Origin of the sequence: Pseudomonas sp. PDM27 (assembly GCF_019219205.1) — a bacterium.
Classification (GTDB): domain Bacteria; phylum Pseudomonadota; class Gammaproteobacteria; order Pseudomonadales; family Pseudomonadaceae; genus Aquipseudomonas; species Aquipseudomonas laurylsulfatiphila.
In genome coordinates, this window is record NZ_JAHUWF010000009.1 from 76,877 (window position 1) to 91,894 (window position 15,018).

Here is a 15,018-nt window from a genome sequence, read left to right on the forward strand (position 1 = left end):
CCTTAGTGAGCACGCTGCCACCCTGCCCAAAATGCAATTCCGAATACACCTACGAAGACGGCTCCCAACTGATCTGCCCCGAGTGCGCCCACGAATGGTCCGCCAGCGGTGAAGCCGAAGCGGCGTCCGATGACTCAGTGAAAAAGGATTCGGTCGGCAATGTCCTGCAGGACGGCGATACCATCACCGTGATCAAGGACCTCAAGGTCAAGGGTACGTCCCTGGTGGTCAAGGTCGGCACCAAGGTCAAGAACATCCGCCTGTGCGATGGCGATCACGACATCGATTGCAAGATCGACGGCATCGGCCCGATGAAACTCAAGTCCGAATTCGTCAGAAAAGTCTGATTCTGCTGCATCCATCCTGCGCCCGACGCGGGATGGAACTCCCTCCCCCCCTCACCCGGTAAATCCACGTAATAGCCAGACGCCAGTCCTTTTGACCTGACGCAATCTTTACCCGGAAAAAAGCGCAAACCGCCAATAGGCCCTTGCTATTTGATGAATAAGAATTATTCTCATCAAACCCTCAGTGGAGATGAGAACCATGACTTATTTGATCGATGCCTGGCTGGACCGCCCACACCCTTACCTCAGGATCCTGCATCGGGAAACCGGGGAAGTCTGTGCCGTACTGGAAGAAGAAGCCTTGAACGAGCTGCAGGACCAGGGTGACCTGGACGTCAACGGCCTGAGCTCAAGCGAGCCGGTGGTGCTCAAGGAACTGGTGCGCAATCTGTTTCTGTTCTGCTATGCCCGGGCATTGCGCCCGCACAGTGAACTGCACCACAAGATCGAACTATGAATCACCGTAAAAAACTGTGGGAGCGAGCTTGCTCGCGAAAGCGGTGTGTCAGGCAACCTGTTTGTCGACTGAATAAACGCCATCGCGAGCAAGCTCGCTCCCACATTATTAGCCCGACGCCATATCGGGCCAGGTCTTACAGAACGTCAAGCAGCTCGACGTCGAACACCAGTACGCTGTGCGGCGGGATGCCGCCAACGCCTTGAGCGCCGTAAGCCAGTTCGCTCGGCACGTACAGACGCCATTTGCTACCGGCGTTCATCAGTTGCAGGGCTTCGGTCCAGCCGGCGATCACGCCGCCAACCGGGAATTCTGCAGGCTGGCCGCGCTCGTAGGAGCTGTCGAACACAGTGCCGTCGATCAGGGTGCCGTGGTAGTGAGTACGCACGGTGTCTTCACGGGATGGCTTGGCGCCTTCGCCAGCAGTCAGAACTTCGAACTGCAGGCCGGAAGCCAGAGTGGTGATGCCTTCACGCTTGGCGTTTTCAGCCAGGAAAGCCAGGCCTTCGCCAGCGGCCGCTTCAGCCTTGGCTGCAGCTTCGGCCTGCATGATTTCACGAATGACTTTGAAGCTGGCGGACATTTCTTCCTGACCCACGCGGCTTGGCTTGCCGGCGAATGCGTCGGTCAGACCCGCCAGGATCGCGTCCAGGCTGACACCCGGTGGCGGGTTGTCACGCAGTTGGTCGCCCAGCTGACGGCCAATGCCGTAGCTGACGCGGGTTTCGTCGGTGGACAGATTTACTTCGGACATGACACTGCTCCGCTGTGCGGACGGCCTGGAACTTGCCGTGCGTGCACAGCGCGTCCCGGAGCGCCCGGAACCAAAAGGGCCAGCAGACTAGCACAGATGACATGCCATTGATGAGGGACGTCAGGCGATCGGCACCTTCAGGGTATCCTGCACATCGGCAACCAGCCCGCACATCTCGTCATGCACGACGGTGTGCACAAGGTTGAAGTGCAGCTTGGGAAAGGAGCGCAGCACATCGCGGGCATGCTCCACCGAACGCAGGCTCATCATGTGCCCGTGCGCATCGCTCAATGGATACGCCGCGCCATGCATCCGCGCCTCAAGCAGGTAGATGCCACCTTCCATGGAGATCAGGTTCAGCTCATCGACCTTCCCGGCGACGGCATAGGCATTCAACTCTTGCAGGTTCATGTACGCACCTCACGCAATGGCGAGCCAACATACTTACAGGGATAGGCTTCGGTGCATCAAAGCACAAGCCACAGACGTCGCCGCCCGTCTGTTTTGCAACCCTGTGGGAGCGTGGCTTGCCCGCGATGGCATCACTGCGGTTCATCGACAGACCGAGGTGATGCCATCGCGGGCAAGCCACGCTCCCACAATGGAAGTTGAAATCAGTGCTTGGTGACTTTATCCAGGTAACCCATGGCGAATGCCGAGACCACGAAGGTCATGTGGATGATCACGTACCACTGCAGATGTTCGGGGTCGACGTTCTTGGCGTCCATGAAGATGCGCAGCAGGTGAATGGACGAGATTGCCACGATCGACGCGGCCACCTTCATCTTCAGCGACGAAGAGTCCATGGTGCCGAGCCAGTTGAGCTTTTCCTTGCTGTCGTCGATGTCCAGTTGCGAGACGAAGTTCTCGTATCCGGAAATCATCACCATCACCAGCAAACCGCCCACCAGCGCCATGTCGATCAACGACAGCAGCACCAGGATCAAGTCCGATTCGGCCATCGAGAACACGTTCGGGATGACGTGGAAGACTTCCTGGAAGAATTTCAGTGCCAGCGCCAACAGCCCGAGGGACAGGCCGAAATAGATCGGCGCCAGCAGCCAGCGCGAGGCGTACATTGCATTTTCGATAAAGCGTTCCATTGAATCTCACATGTGGACTGGAAATGGCGGCGAGTATATCAGTCGCCCGCCCCTATCCAGAAGCTGCCAGAAAACGTCGAAAAATCCGCCACCTGCGCCTGTGTATCAAGGTTTTTCTGCTAGTGTCCAAATCATTGAACGCTCAGTGATATTGGACAGGAAGACTGGAAATGGATGTGCGATTGCCTTTGACGAGTGCCGGCATTTGCCTGGCGCTGCTGCTAAGTGGCTGCTCACCCAGCGATGAAAAACGCCAGGTCAGCCTCGAAGAAAAAACCGCGCAGTTCGAAAAGTCGCTGGACACCATCCAGGATCCGAAGCTCAAGGATGCCGTGTCGGAGCTGGGCGGCTCACTGCTGCTGCTCGAGCGCGCGCAACTCAAGCTCGACAGCAAACCGGTGGAAACCGAATACGGCGAAGACGCCCTTGCCATGCTCAAGCACTACCCGACCCCGCAGGCCCTGGTCGACACCTACATCAACGGGTTGTTCGTGCTGCAAAAGGATTCGAGTTCCGACTACCTGACCGATCTGCAACCGGTGTTTCCCTTCACGTTCAGCGTTCCTGCCGCGTTTTTGTTTCCCCACGGCCTGGAATGGCAGTCCGTCACCCTGAGCAATAAACGGGTGATTGCCTTCCAGCCGGAATGGTCGGAAACCGACCCCGGCATTCAACTCAGCCCATCGAGTTCCAACCTGACCAACCCCGACGACCTGACAGTGGCCTACCCCTTCATCGAAGGCCTCGACATCGACAAAAAAAATCAGCCGCAGCCCGTGAGCCTGCAGGGTAAGGTCGAAGTCATCGCGCCCCGCCGGCTCTACAGTTTCGACCTGACGAAAAAGGACATTGGCCAGACCCGCACCAATGACAACCTGAGCGTCACCTTGCTCACACTGACGAACAACTACGCGGAAATCGAATACAACAACAGCGCGCCGCTGGCACCTGAAGTCAGTGAAACACCACTGAACCCCTTGATCGTCCAGGCCAGGGACAGCACCGGGCAATACATCACGCGCGCAGGTTCGATCAACGAAACCGCGACACAAATTGCCTTCTATCGGCAGCAACTGGCCAAGATGCAGCAACAAAAGAGCTGGAGCGAGACGCTGGAAAAGCAACTCGACGAAGAACAACGCACCTTTGAGAAACAGCAGGCCCGACGCTATTCGAAGGTGTATTTCAACGGGACGATCGAAACCCTCGAAGTCAGCATGCTGGATTTTTCCGCCGCCACGGTCACCCGCAAAGACCTGGACCTGCCGGTCCGGCGCTTCGATGCCGAGACCCCGGACAAGGGCATTCAGCCCTTGAACCTGCCCGTGGTGGTCTATGACGACCAGGCGGCAACCTGGCTAAAAGGGGCAACGCTGAGCGAGGAGCAACTGAAAAAGAACGTCAGCATCAGCCAGTCGGTCGACGACCCCAGCGCTGCTCGAATCGAATTCACCCATTTGCGCAGCTTCAACGATGAACTGCTGGGCACATCGCTCAACCCCGGTGAAAGCCCGGTGAGTTTCTTTACCGAAGACACGCGTGGTAAGCGCGACGAACCGATCGAGCTGCCCCCCGAGGCTTACCAGATCGATCCACTGCGCGGCACCATCACCTACGATCTGAATCTGTTTCCGGAAACGCCGGCCTACGCAGTGGGCTCGATGCCACTGTTCCTGGCCACGATCGAGCAAAAAACCGTCGATACCCGTCAACTGCCCAAAGGCCTTGAGCTCAAGGACAATGCCCTGGTGGTGAATCTGAAGGCATTTCCCGCCCAGGACTGGCGCTTTTTCGCCAAAGACGACAGCGGCAATTACTTGAAGGAAATTCTATCGGTCAGCCATGGCGCGAACGCACAAGGTCGGGCGCAATTTGCCGTGCATTACTTCTACGGGCAGCCTACGCGCCTGGAAACCTATCAGCGCACTGACCTCGCCACCGTGCAATATGGTTTCGAGGTCAAACTCGACAAGGCCGACATGACACGCCTTGATCAATAGTGCGACTCAGTGCTCGGGGTGAAACTCGAAGCCGCCCAGGTTACGGCAGCGACCACCGTTGATTTCCCGCAATTGGGCTTGCAGGTGCAGGCACCAGATTTGCGGATCGTCGGCCAACTCGTAGCCGTGCAGGGTCAGGCTTTCAACGATGGTGTCGAGGATTGATTCAGCGGCGATTGGCCCATGAAACGGGCCTTGGGCCTTGATGGCCGAAGGTTGCTCACCGGCCATTCCGGCGGCGAACAACAGAGTCCACATGCCCGTGTCTCCTGCCAACGGACGGATGGCACACTCGATACGGGTCACAAGGCCCAGGCATTGACGGGTGAGGCAGAGGTTGCGCGACATGGCGGCGACCCTCGGTAGATCCGGTATTCAGCCCCCATGTGAAGGCTGTTTCGATCCTGTGATTACTGTCGATATCCCTGAGCAGAGAATAGAAGAAAAGTCCGGCTTGCAGGCCGAGGCAAGACCGAAAGGCGCCGAATGGTCATAGTGTGAATATTGACGTCATTTCGACGACGCTTTTCGATGCCCACCACAAAAAAACTTGTGGGAGCGAGCTTGCTCGCGATAGCGGTCGAACATTCAACATATCGGTCGAATGAAATTCCGCTATCGCGAGCAAGCTCGCTCCCACAAGGGATTACACAGTTTCAGATCAACGATGCATCAAGCCGGCTTGGTTTCCGCCAACGCCTCCTGCGCCAACTCCTTCTCGGCTTCCTTCAGATCATCCTCGCTGATCATTTCCGCGATAACCCGTAAGCGCTCCACTACCCGCGCGTTCACGCTGCCTTCAGGGAACTCGCCATTCTCGTCCGGTTCGCCGGCCGGCTCGCCAACCAGCAAGCTCAAGGCTTCGTCGGCCTGACGGACCGCGTAGACATGGAACTGCCCCGCACGCACCGCCGCCAGCACCTTCTCGTCGAGCATCAGCGTGGCGACGTTGGCGTGCGGAATGATTGCCCCCTGCTCGCCAGTCAACCCGCGGGCTTCGCACAGACGGAAGAAGCCCTCGATCTTCTCGTTGACCCCGCCCACCGCCTGCACTTCGCCGAACTGGTTGATCGAACCGGTGATGGCAAAACACTGTTTGAGCGGGGTTTTCGACAAGGCCGAGATCAGAGTGCAGGCCTCGCCCAGGGACGCACTGTCGCCATCGACATAACCGTAGGATTGCTCCAGGGCGATGCTCGCGGAAATCGCCAGCGGGAATTCCTGGGCGTAGCGACTGCCCAGATACCCCGTGAGGATCATCACGCCCTTGGAGTGGATCGGCTGGCCGAGGTTGACCTCGCGCTCGATGTCGACAATACCGCTGCCACCCGGGTACACCGTGGCGGAAATCCGCGCCGGCACACCGAAAGCCGAGTCGCCGACCTCCAGCACGGTCAAGCCGTTGCACTTGCCGACCGCTGCGCCGTCGGTGTCGATCAGGATGATCCCGGCCAGCATGTCGTCGAGAATCCGCGCCGAAACCCGCCCGGTTCGCGTGGCCTTGGCCTTGAGTGCCCGTTCGATGTGCCCGGCGTCGGTCATTTCATCACCGGCCAGGTGGCGGATGAAATCGGCCTCGCTGACCAGCTGGAACAAGTCACCGATACGCGCCGACAAGCGCCCCTGATGTTCGGCCAGGCGGGCGCTGTAAGTCGCCAGACGCGCCACCGCATCGGCGGTCAGCGGTGCCATGCCTTCTTCGGAAGTACGGGTTTTGAGCAACTGGGCGAACTGCTCCAGGCTCTCGTCGACCATCGGGATGTCCTCGTCGAAATCCACCAGGACGCGGAACATCTCCTGGAAATCCGGATCGAGGTCTTGCAGCGTGTAATACAGCTGACGGGCACCGATGATGACGACTTTGACCTGCAGCGGAATGTGTTGCGGTGTCAGGGTCACAGTGGCCAGACGGCCCAGTTCACCCAGCGGTGATTCCATTTTCAGCTTGCGCGATTGCAGGGCGCGTTTCAGTGCGTCCCACACGAATGGCTCGCTGAGCATTTTGTCCGCTTCAAGGATCAGGAAACCACCGTTGGCCCGGTGCAAGGCCCCCGGCCGCAATTGGCGGTAGGTGGTGTACAGCGCGCCCTGGTCGGTGCTGTACTCGATACGACCGAAGAGATTTTCGTAGGTTGGGTGCGGCTCGAACACCACTGGCGCACCGCCGCTGGCCGAGTGACCGACCACCAGGCTCGGTGCGTATTGTTCTTCCAGCAACTTGCGGGCGACAGCGTCGGTCTTGCTGTCGTCCACCAGTTGCTCGACCACGGTCTTGAGCAAATACACCTGCATGGCTTGCAGATAACCGCAAACCGCCGCGTTCTCGGCGTACTTCTCCGACAATGGCGACAACAAGGGCTGCAAGGCCAGGGTGATGGTTTCTTCGTTCAAGTGACGCAACTGGTTGCTCGACTCACGCTTCCATTGCGGCAGGCTGGCGAGCTCTTCGTTCAAGCGCTCTTCCAGTGCCGAAATATCCTCGTGAAAGCGCTCGCGTTCGGCTTCCGGCAACTGGGCGAATTCAGCTTCGTCCAACGCCTTGCCGTCGCCCATCGGGGTGAAGGCGATATTGCTGGCGTCGCGGTAGAGTGCGACGTCCTTTTCCAGCGCCAGACGCTCGATGACGTCCAGGGCCTTGTCGTAGCGCTGGTTGAAGGCGCGGTCGATGCCACTTTTCTTCTGTTGGTAGGACGGATGCTCGAAGACAGCCGGAAACGTCGCCAGCAGGTTGTCGATCAAGCCGTTGATGTCACCGATGAAGGCACCGGCAGTGCCCGACGGCAGTTCCAGCGCGCGCGGCTCCCGCGGCTCATCGAAATTGTTGACGTAGACCCAGTCCGCCGGAGTCTGCAGGCGCTTGCCTTCGGCCTTGAGGTAGCGTTTGACGAACGAGAACCGGCCAGTCCCCGGCTCGCCCATGACAAATACGTTGTAACCGGGGCGTGGCATGGCCACACCGAACTGCAAGGCTTCGACCGCACGTTCCTGGCCAAGCACACCGCGAAAGGGCTCCAGATCATTGGTGGTAGAGAAGCTGAACTGTTCAGCGGAAAACGGACGGGTCAGCGCTTCGGGCGCTAGACGCAAGCTGGCAGCAACAGGATCAGGCATCGGGCTTCCTTAACAATCAGGCGGGGCAGATGGCAGCATTCTGGCGCTGCCCATGCCCGACTGGCAAGGAGCGCCGCAGGCCAAAGCATAGACAAGCACAAACCCCGTCGTAGAGCCGCGCCAAATCACTGTTTGCGACGATTGTTTTTACAAAAAATCACGGAACCCCGCGATCGTGCCTAAACTCCAAACTGCGCGGCTGGACTAATGACCGGCCCACTGGCACCAGACGGGCCAGAACCCCCTGTCAAATTGGTATGCACATAAAGAGAACAAAGCTATGAAACGGATTCTTCTTGGTACTCTCTTCACCGCTGTATCCATCAACGCCATGGCTCAGGCGCCAGGCGGCCCGGATTGCGGTTGGGGCAACATGCTGTTCGAAGGCCAGCGTGGTACTCCGGCTCACTTCCTGGCATCCACCACCAACGGCACTTCCGGCAACGCAACCTTCGGCATGACATCCGGCACCAACGGTTGCGCAACCAATGCGTCGCTGACCTATGGCGGCAAATCCTGGTTTGCCATGAACGGCATGATGAACGAGCTGTCCGAAGACATGGCCAAGGGTCAGGGCGAAGCGCTGACCACCTATGCCGTGGTACTGGGCGTAGCGCCGGAAGACCGTGCGCACTTCGCCGCCGTCACTCACGAGCACTTCCAGCAGATCTTCAGCAAGGCTGACGTGACGGCCGAAGATGTGCATACCAACACCCTGGCCGTGCTCAAGGCCGACCCTCGTCTGGCCAAGTACGCCACTCAAGCTTAAGCTCGACCCGCCCCGCTTCTTTCGGGAAGCGGGTTTTGTTTTTTGGACCTGCCCCTCTTTGGGAGCGTCGGTAAGTCAACGCGCAAAACCTGTGGGAGCGGGCTTGCTCGCGTATGCGGTGTATCAATTGACGATGATGTTGACTGACCCACCGCTTTCGCGAGCAAGCCCGCTCCCACATGGAATGGGTTTGACTGACTGGCACTATCCTGGTCGGGGCTCAGTTTCTATCGATTAAGTTGCCATTTATGTTCAAACGCCTTGCCTGGCTGGCGCTGTGTGTCTGCGCCCCGCTGTCCGCCGCGCCCCACATCGATCCACAACGTTTGCAGCAACTGGCCAACGACCCTTTCTGGATATCCCTGGGCCATTACGAAACCGCCAAGCTCGGCGGCTGGCGCAGCTATGTCAGCGACCGGAAATTCTTCCTCGCCGCCGATGGCAATGAACATCCGGACCATGAACTGGCGGCGACTGTACAAGCCTTGTACGCCCCGGCCAGTGCCGGTGAACAACACGCGCAATGCGTCTACCCGGCCCGCACCCGCTGGCTGAAGGAACAACTCGGCCTGACCGGTCTGCCAACGCCGGACTGCGCAGCGTTCAAGCAATGGTTCAAGGACGTCTCGCCCGACAGCGCGGTGATGATCTTCCCGGCGGCTTACCTGAACAGCCCTTCCTCGATGTTCGGCCATACCCTGCTGCGCATCGACCAGGCCGAAGTGAAGAGCGACAAGACTTCGCTGCTCAGTTACGCGATCAACTTCGGCGCCTACATCGAGGGCTCGGACAACAGCATCATCTATGCCTGGAAAGGCCTGATGGGCGGTTATCCCGGCCTGTTCGCGATGGTGCCCTACCAGGAAAAGCTCTCGGAATACCGCAGCCTGGAAAACCGCGACCTGTGGGAGTACCGCCTTAACCTGACCCCACAGGAAACCGCGCGCATGGTCGAGCACGTCTGGGAGCTGAAGCAGGTCAAATTCGACTATTTCTTCTTCGACGAAAACTGCTCATACCGCTTGCTGGAACTGCTGCAAGTGGCTCGCCCGAGCCTGCGCCTGACCGAGCAATTCCCGCTCACGGCCATCCCCACCGACACCGTCAAGGCCGTGAAAGCGGCCGGGCTGGTGGAATCGATCCAGTATCGTCCGTCCCGGGAGCGCGAGTTGCTCAGTCGCGCCGAGCCGTTGAACCCTGAAGAACAGCAATGGGTGCTGAAAGTCAGTGCCGACCAGAAACAAATGCACGACCCGGCGTTCAAGGCACAACCCCGCGACCGCCAGGCGCTGATCATCGATGCTGCCTATCGTCTGGAGCGTTATCGCGCCAACGGCCAGGAACGCGATCCGGCGCGCGCCCAGCGCAGCTTCGAACTGCTGCGGGCGATCAACCAGAACCCGGCGCCGGAGCTGAATATCCCGCAACCCGGCCTGCCTGAAGACGGTCACGAGTCGCGCACCTGGCAGCTCGGTCTCGGCACCCGTGGAGACAAGGCCTTTGGCGAGTACGGCTTGCGCATGGCCTATCACGACCTCAATGACAACAGCGAAAGCTTTCCCCTTGGCGCGCAGATCGAAATCCTGCAATTGAAACTTCGCCAGTACGAAGGCAACGACTGGCAGGTGCAGCAACTGGACCTGGCAACCATTCGCTCCCTGACCCCGCGTAACGAATTGCTGCAACCACTGTCATGGCAAGTCACGGGGGGCCTGGAACGGGTGCCGGGCAAGCACGATGACCAAACCCTGGTCAGCCATGTCAACGGCGGTGGTGGTGGAACCTGGCAACTGGGCGAGGACATGCTCGGATTTGTCCTGGGCACTGTGCGTATCGAGCACAACAACGACTTCGCCGAATTCATCGCGCCGGCCGCCGGTTTCAACACTGGGGTGCTGTGGAAAAACCCGCTGGGCAATTTGAGCCTCGAAACCAAGGGCGACTTTTTCACCAATGGTGAAGTGCGCCGCAGCCTGAGCCTGAATCAGCAATGGGAAATCTCCCGCAATCTCGGACTGCGCTTGAGCGCACAACGGGAGTTCAGCCATCTGGCGTCGGCCGAGAACGAAGTGATGCTTGAGGTGAAGTGGTACCACTACTAACCCGAACGCACCACACATCCCTGTGGGAGCGGGCTTGCTCGCGAAAGCGGTGTGTCAGTCAGCATTAATTTTGAATGACAGATCGCATTCGCGAGCAAGCCCGCTCCCACAGGGGGTATGTGGCGTTCGACAAAATGCATACACACCTTTCACAAACACCCGACTTATCCGCTTCTAGACTTTCCTTATCAGCCGCGTATCGGCCTGGCAGCAGAAGGATCAGAACGCCGCCCGGGCCTATCACTCGCCGTAAGTCGCTTTCAGACATTCAGTGAAACCAAATGCCTGCGACCATGGCCCAAATCCTATATCGGGAGATTTTCATGAGCCGTGCCTTCGTCAATGAAGATAACGCCGCCGCGCAGGCCGATCAGCCAGTCGAACGCCAGGTCAGCGCGCAGCCCAATTACGTCACGCCGCAAGGCCTGAGCCTGTTGCAGGGTAAAGTCGCTGAGCTGCAAAGCCTGCACGCCGAACAGTCGGCAAAAGGCGAGCAGGCGGACAAGCAGCGCCTGGCCGATCTCGAACGTGATCTGCGTTACTTCAAACAGCGCCTGAGTAGCGCTCAGGTGGTACCCGCCGCGACTTCAACCGAAAAAGTGCAGATCGGCAGTTGGGTAACCTACGCCGATGAGCACGCCACCGAACGTCGGGTACAACTGGTGGGCGAAGATCAGGCCGATGCCGCCCACGGCCTGATCAATTGGGGTTCACCGCTGGGTCGGGCACTGCTCGGTGCACGACTCAACGATGAAGTGCTGTGGCAGCGCCCTGCCGGGGATCAACTGATTGAAGTGATCCGTATCGAGCCGACTTAGACCACGCCCTGGGCCAGCATGGCATCGGCAACTTTGACGAAGCCGGCGATGTTCGCACCCTTGACGTAGTTGACCCGACCATTCTCTTCGCCGTAATGCACGCAGGCGTGGTGGATCGACTGCATGATCGCGTGCAGCTTGCTGTCCACTTCACCACCGGTCCACGCCAGGCGCATGGCGTTCTGCGACATCTCCAACCCGCTCACCGCCACGCCACCGGCATTGGACGCCTTGCCCGGCGCGAACAGGATGTCGGCCTCGATGAACAGGTCCACCGCCTCCAGGGTGGTCGGCATGTTCGCGCCCTCGGCCACACAGATGCAGCCGTTGCGCAGCAAGGTGCGAGCGGCTTCGGCGTCCAGTTCGTTCTGCGTCGCGCACGGCAGCGCGATATCGCAGCTCAGGCTCCACGGAAGCTCACCGGCGCGGAACTCCAGGCCAAAACGGCCGGCCAGTTCACGGATGCGCCCGCGCTGTACGTTTTTCAGTTCCAGCACCGCCAGCCATTGCTCCTCGGTCAAACCGCTTTCGCAATACAAGGTGCCTTCGGAGTCGGAAAGCGAAATCACTTTGCCGCCCAGGTCCATGACCTTGCGCGCTGCGTATTGCGCGACGTTGCCGGAGCCGGAGATCGCTACGCGTTTACCTTCCACGGCCAGGCCGCGGCGCTTGAGCATTTCCTCGGCGAAGTACACGCAACCGAAACCGGTGGCTTCCGGACGAATCAGGCTGCCGCCGTAGCTTGGGCCTTTGCCGGTCAGCACGCTGGTGAACTGGTTGCTCAGGCGCTTGTACTGACCGAACAGGAAGCCGATTTCCCGCGCGCCGACACCGATATCCCCGGCCGGCACGTCAACGTCCGCGCCAATGTGGCGGTACAGCTCGCTCATGAAGGCCTGGCAGAAGCGCATGACTTCCGCGTCGCTTTTGCCTTTGGGGTCGAAGTCAGAACCACCCTTGCCGCCGCCCATGGGCAATGAAGTCAGGGAGTTTTTGAAGGTCTGTTCGAAGGCGAGGAATTTCAGGACGCCCATGTTCACCGACGGGTGAAAACGCAGCCCCCCCTTGTACGGGCCGATCGCGCTGTTCATCTGGATGCGGAACCCGCGATTGACCTGGACCTTGCCCTGATCGTCGACCCACGACACGCGAAACACCACCGCCCGCTCCGGCTCGCAGATGCGCTCCAGGATGCCGGAGGTCAGGTAATGCGGATTGACTTCAAGAAAGGGCCACAGGGTACGCAGGACTTCTTCGACAGCCTGGTGAAATTCGGGTTGATCCGGGTCGCGTTTTTTCAGGCGCGCAAGGAAGGATTCGACGGATTCGATCATGGAAAAGTCTCGGCAAATTTATTGTCGTTGGAGGAGATTGAGCCGGACTGTAACAAACGATTCGCGCACAGGAATAGAGCAAAATGTCGCATTAATGAAATTAAATGGTGCACAGGATATAAAACAGACTGCTTTTCTGCCTGATATTGCACCCGAATGGGGATTCACCATTCAATTCCTGCACCATCAGGAATACCGCCTTCGCGAGCAAGCCCGCTCCCACAGGGAAACGCATTCAAATGTGGGAGCGAGCCTGCTCGCGAATGGCGCGACTCGGTGTCATTGAAAAAACACAGGCAAAAAAACGGAGCCCGAAGGCTCCGCTCTTTATGCAACCAACCCGAAATCAGGCCAGTTTCTTGTGCCGTACACGATGCGGCTGGGCAGCCGCTTCGCCGAGGCGCTTTTTACGGTCGGCTTCGTACTCGGTGTAGTTGCCTTCGAAGAACACCGCTTGCGAGTCGTCTTCGTACGCCAGGATGTGCGTCGCGACGCGGTCAAGGAACCACCGGTCGTGGGAGATCACAATGGCGGCGCCCGGGAAGTCCAGCAGGGCTTCTTCCAGGGAACGCAGGGTTTCAACGTCGAGGTCGTTGGACGGTTCGTCGAGCAGCAGGACGTTGCCGCCCTCTTTCAGGGTCAGGGCCAGGTGCAAGCGACCACGCTCACCACCGGACAGGTCCTTGACGAACTTCTGCTGATCGCCGCCCTTGAAGTTGAAGCGACCGACGTAGGTGCGCGACGGGATCTCGTAGTTGCCGATGCGGATCTGGTCGGAACCGTCGGAAATCTGCTGGAACACCGTCTTGCTGCCGTCCAGGTCTTCGCGGCTCTGATCCACGCAAGCCAGTTGCACGGTTTCGCCGACTTCGATGCTGCCCGAATCCGGCGTTTCCTTGCCCATCAGCATGCGGAACAGGGTCGACTTACCGGCACCGTTACCGCCGATCACGCCGACGATGGCGCCTTTAGGCATGGAGAACGACAGGTTGTCGATCAGCACGCGGTCGCCGTAGCCCTTGGTGACGTTCTTGAATTCGATGACCTTGTCACCCAGGCGCGGACCGGCCGGGATGTAGATCTCGTTGGTTTCGCTGCGCTTCTGGAATTCCTGCGATTGCATTTCTTCGAAGCGTTGCAGACGAGCCTTGGATTTCGACTGGCGGGCCTTGGCGCCTTTGCGCACCCACTCCAGTTCTTCCTTCATGGCCTTTTCATGAGCCGACTGCTGCTTGGATTCGGCAGCCAGACGATCGGACTTGGCTTCCAGCCAACCCGAATAGTTGCCCTCGTACGGAATGCCAGCGCCGCGGTCGAGTTCCAGAATCCAGCCGGCAACGTTGTCCAGGAAGTAACGGTCGTGCGTGATCGCGACCACAGTGCCCGGGAAGTCGTGCAGGAAATGCTCGAGCCATGCAACGGAGTCGGCATCCAGGTGGTTGGTCGGTTCGTCGAGCAGCAGCATGTCCGGGGCGGACAGCAGCAGGCGGCACAGGGCCACACGACGTTTTTCACCACCGGACAGGTGTTCGACCTTGGCATCCCAGGCCGGCAGACGCAACGCATCGGCAGCGACTTCCAGCTGACGCTCCAGGTTGTGGCCGTCGCTGGCTTGCAGGATGGCTTCGAGCTTGGCCTGTTCGGCGGCCAGCTTGTCAAAGTCGGCATCCGGATCGGCGTAGGCCGCGTAGACCTCGTCCAGGCGCGCCTGGGCGTCCTTGATCACGCTGACCGCTTCCTCGACCACTTCACGCACGGTCTTGGTCGGATCCAGTTGTGGTTCCTGCGGCAGGTAGCCGATGTTCAGCTCCGGCATCGGACGGGCTTCGCCCTCGAATTCGGTGTCGACGCCAGCCATGATTTTCAGCAGCGTGGACTTACCCGAACCGTTGAGGCCGAGGACACCGATCTTGGCGCCGGGGAAGAACGACAGAGAAATGTTTTTCAGGATTTCCCGCTTCGGCGGAACAACTTTGCCCAGCCGATGCATGGTGAATACGTATTGAGCCATGGAGAACCTAGGGTCAGTGACTGATGAATGATTAGGGCACAGGCGAAGCCTGGCCAGGCTGTGCGCGTCACCCGATTGAGAGCTTTCAATATAGGCGCGCTGAAAAAGCCTGAGTCTAGGAGCTGGAACGCTCCCGCGTAACCGGCAAAGCTACCTTAATGACCGATGGCAGTCCAGCCGACGGGCTGGGGCTGGCACTTCGCCACAACTCA

General features: G+C 59.2%; 13 protein-coding genes. 6 read left to right on the forward strand and 7 right to left on the reverse strand.

All coding sequences use genetic code 11. The annotated features are described in order from the left end of the window. Window positions 1-5: 5 nt before the first annotated feature. Together KW838_RS18935 and KW838_RS18940 are read left to right on the forward strand one after the other, a co-directional pair. On the forward strand, window positions 6-347 hold the full coding sequence (locus tag KW838_RS18935) for a zinc ribbon domain-containing protein YjdM (protein WP_218502486.1): 342 nt from the start codon (window positions 6-8) through the stop codon (window positions 345-347). Window positions 348-546: 199 nt separating this feature from the next. Further along, complete coding sequence (locus tag KW838_RS18940) at window positions 547-804, forward strand: hypothetical protein (RefSeq protein WP_095965651.1); 258 nt, start codon at window positions 547-549, stop codon at window positions 802-804. A 136-nt stretch (window positions 805-940) separates the two neighbouring features. Here the strand turns inward: KW838_RS18940 and KW838_RS18945 are convergent, their stop codons facing one another. From KW838_RS18945 to KW838_RS18955, 3 genes are all read right to left on the reverse strand, one after another. After that, window positions 941-1,558 (reverse strand): FKBP-type peptidyl-prolyl cis-trans isomerase, encoded by a 618-nt coding sequence (locus KW838_RS18945; protein ID WP_007970907.1) that lies wholly within the window; start codon window positions 1,556-1,558, stop codon window positions 941-943. Window positions 1,559-1,678: 120 nt separating this feature from the next. After that, window positions 1,679-1,969 carry a DUF6482 family protein gene (locus tag KW838_RS18950; protein ID WP_015096896.1) on the reverse strand — a complete coding sequence of 97 codons (291 nt, stop codon included), beginning with the start codon at window positions 1,967-1,969 and terminating at the stop codon, window positions 1,679-1,681. 203 nt (window positions 1,970-2,172) lie between these two features. Continuing rightward, window positions 2,173-2,661, reverse strand: a complete 489-nt coding sequence (locus KW838_RS18955) for a TIGR00645 family protein (RefSeq protein ID WP_007970904.1) — start codon at window positions 2,659-2,661, stop codon at window positions 2,173-2,175. A gap of 170 nt (window positions 2,662-2,831) precedes the next feature. On the opposite strand from KW838_RS18955, the gene KW838_RS18960 reads away from it, so the two are divergent. Further along, the gene (locus KW838_RS18960; RefSeq protein ID WP_218502494.1) at window positions 2,832-4,661 is read left to right on the forward strand and encodes a hypothetical protein; all 1,830 of its coding nucleotides are present in this window, start codon (window positions 2,832-2,834) and stop codon (window positions 4,659-4,661) included. Window positions 4,662-4,667: 6 nt separating this feature from the next. On the opposite strand, the gene KW838_RS18965 is transcribed toward KW838_RS18960, so the two are convergent. Beyond that, window positions 4,668-5,009, reverse strand: coding sequence for a hypothetical protein (locus tag KW838_RS18965; RefSeq protein ID WP_007970902.1), 342 nt, complete (start codon window positions 5,007-5,009; stop codon window positions 4,668-4,670). Between the two features lie 324 nt (window positions 5,010-5,333). Then, window positions 5,334-7,772 (reverse strand): Lon protease family protein, encoded by a 2,439-nt coding sequence (locus KW838_RS18970; RefSeq protein ID WP_007970901.1) that lies wholly within the window; start codon window positions 7,770-7,772, stop codon window positions 5,334-5,336. A 280-nt stretch (window positions 7,773-8,052) separates the two neighbouring features. Here KW838_RS18970 and KW838_RS18975 point away from each other — a divergent pair, with 280 nt between their 5' ends. The 3 genes from KW838_RS18975 to KW838_RS18985 all read left to right on the forward strand — a co-directional run bounded on the left by KW838_RS18975 (window position 8,053) and on the right by KW838_RS18985 (window position 11,461). Further along, window positions 8,053-8,541, forward strand: a complete 489-nt coding sequence (locus KW838_RS18975; protein ID WP_007970900.1) for a DUF3015 domain-containing protein — start codon at window positions 8,053-8,055, stop codon at window positions 8,539-8,541. A gap of 248 nt (window positions 8,542-8,789) precedes the next feature. Next, on the forward strand, window positions 8,790-10,643 hold the full coding sequence (locus KW838_RS18980; RefSeq protein WP_218502496.1) for a DUF4105 domain-containing protein: 1,854 nt from the start codon (window positions 8,790-8,792) through the stop codon (window positions 10,641-10,643). A gap of 323 nt (window positions 10,644-10,966) precedes the next feature. Then, complete coding sequence (locus KW838_RS18985; protein WP_102701735.1) at window positions 10,967-11,461, forward strand: GreA/GreB family elongation factor; 495 nt, start codon at window positions 10,967-10,969, stop codon at window positions 11,459-11,461. Here the strand turns inward: KW838_RS18985 and gdhA are convergent. Next, window positions 11,458-12,795: an NADP-specific glutamate dehydrogenase gene (gdhA, locus tag KW838_RS18990; protein WP_102701736.1), complete on the reverse strand. Its 1,338-nt coding sequence runs from the start codon at window positions 12,793-12,795 to the stop codon at window positions 11,458-11,460. The genes KW838_RS18985 and gdhA overlap by 4 nt on opposite strands. 346 nt (window positions 12,796-13,141) lie before the next feature. Then, window positions 13,142-14,806 (reverse strand): energy-dependent translational throttle protein EttA, encoded by a 1,665-nt coding sequence (ettA, locus tag KW838_RS18995; protein ID WP_007970893.1) that lies wholly within the window; start codon window positions 14,804-14,806, stop codon window positions 13,142-13,144. Window positions 14,807-15,018: the final 212 nt, after the last annotated feature.

What these genes read in the sequence shown, in the direction of transcription:
- KW838_RS18940 (WP_095965651.1), top strand. Translation starts at nt 547, where the DNA reads ATGACTTATTTGATCGATGCCTGGCTGGACCGCCCACACCCTTACCTC.
- KW838_RS18945 (WP_007970907.1), bottom strand. Translation starts at nt 1,558, where the DNA reads ATGTCCGAAGTAAATCTGTCCACCGACGAAACCCGCGTCAGCTACGGC.
- KW838_RS18950 (WP_015096896.1), bottom strand. Translation starts at nt 1,969, where the DNA reads ATGAACCTGCAAGAGTTGAATGCCTATGCCGTCGCCGGGAAGGTCGAT.
- KW838_RS18955 (WP_007970904.1), bottom strand. Translation starts at nt 2,661, where the DNA reads ATGGAACGCTTTATCGAAAATGCAATGTACGCCTCGCGCTGGCTGCTG.
- KW838_RS18960 (WP_218502494.1), top strand. Translation starts at nt 2,832, where the DNA reads ATGGATGTGCGATTGCCTTTGACGAGTGCCGGCATTTGCCTGGCGCTG.
- KW838_RS18965 (WP_007970902.1), bottom strand. Translation starts at nt 5,009, where the DNA reads ATGTCGCGCAACCTCTGCCTCACCCGTCAATGCCTGGGCCTTGTGACC.
- KW838_RS18970 (WP_007970901.1), bottom strand. Translation starts at nt 7,772, where the DNA reads ATGCCTGATCCTGTTGCTGCCAGCTTGCGTCTAGCGCCCGAAGCGCTG.
- KW838_RS18975 (WP_007970900.1), top strand. Translation starts at nt 8,053, where the DNA reads ATGAAACGGATTCTTCTTGGTACTCTCTTCACCGCTGTATCCATCAAC.
- KW838_RS18980 (WP_218502496.1), top strand. Translation starts at nt 8,790, where the DNA reads ATGTTCAAACGCCTTGCCTGGCTGGCGCTGTGTGTCTGCGCCCCGCTG.
- KW838_RS18985 (WP_102701735.1), top strand. Translation starts at nt 10,967, where the DNA reads ATGAGCCGTGCCTTCGTCAATGAAGATAACGCCGCCGCGCAGGCCGAT.
- gdhA (WP_102701736.1), bottom strand. Translation starts at nt 12,795, where the DNA reads ATGATCGAATCCGTCGAATCCTTCCTTGCGCGCCTGAAAAAACGCGAC.
- ettA (WP_007970893.1), bottom strand. Translation starts at nt 14,806, where the DNA reads ATGGCTCAATACGTATTCACCATGCATCGGCTGGGCAAAGTTGTTCCG.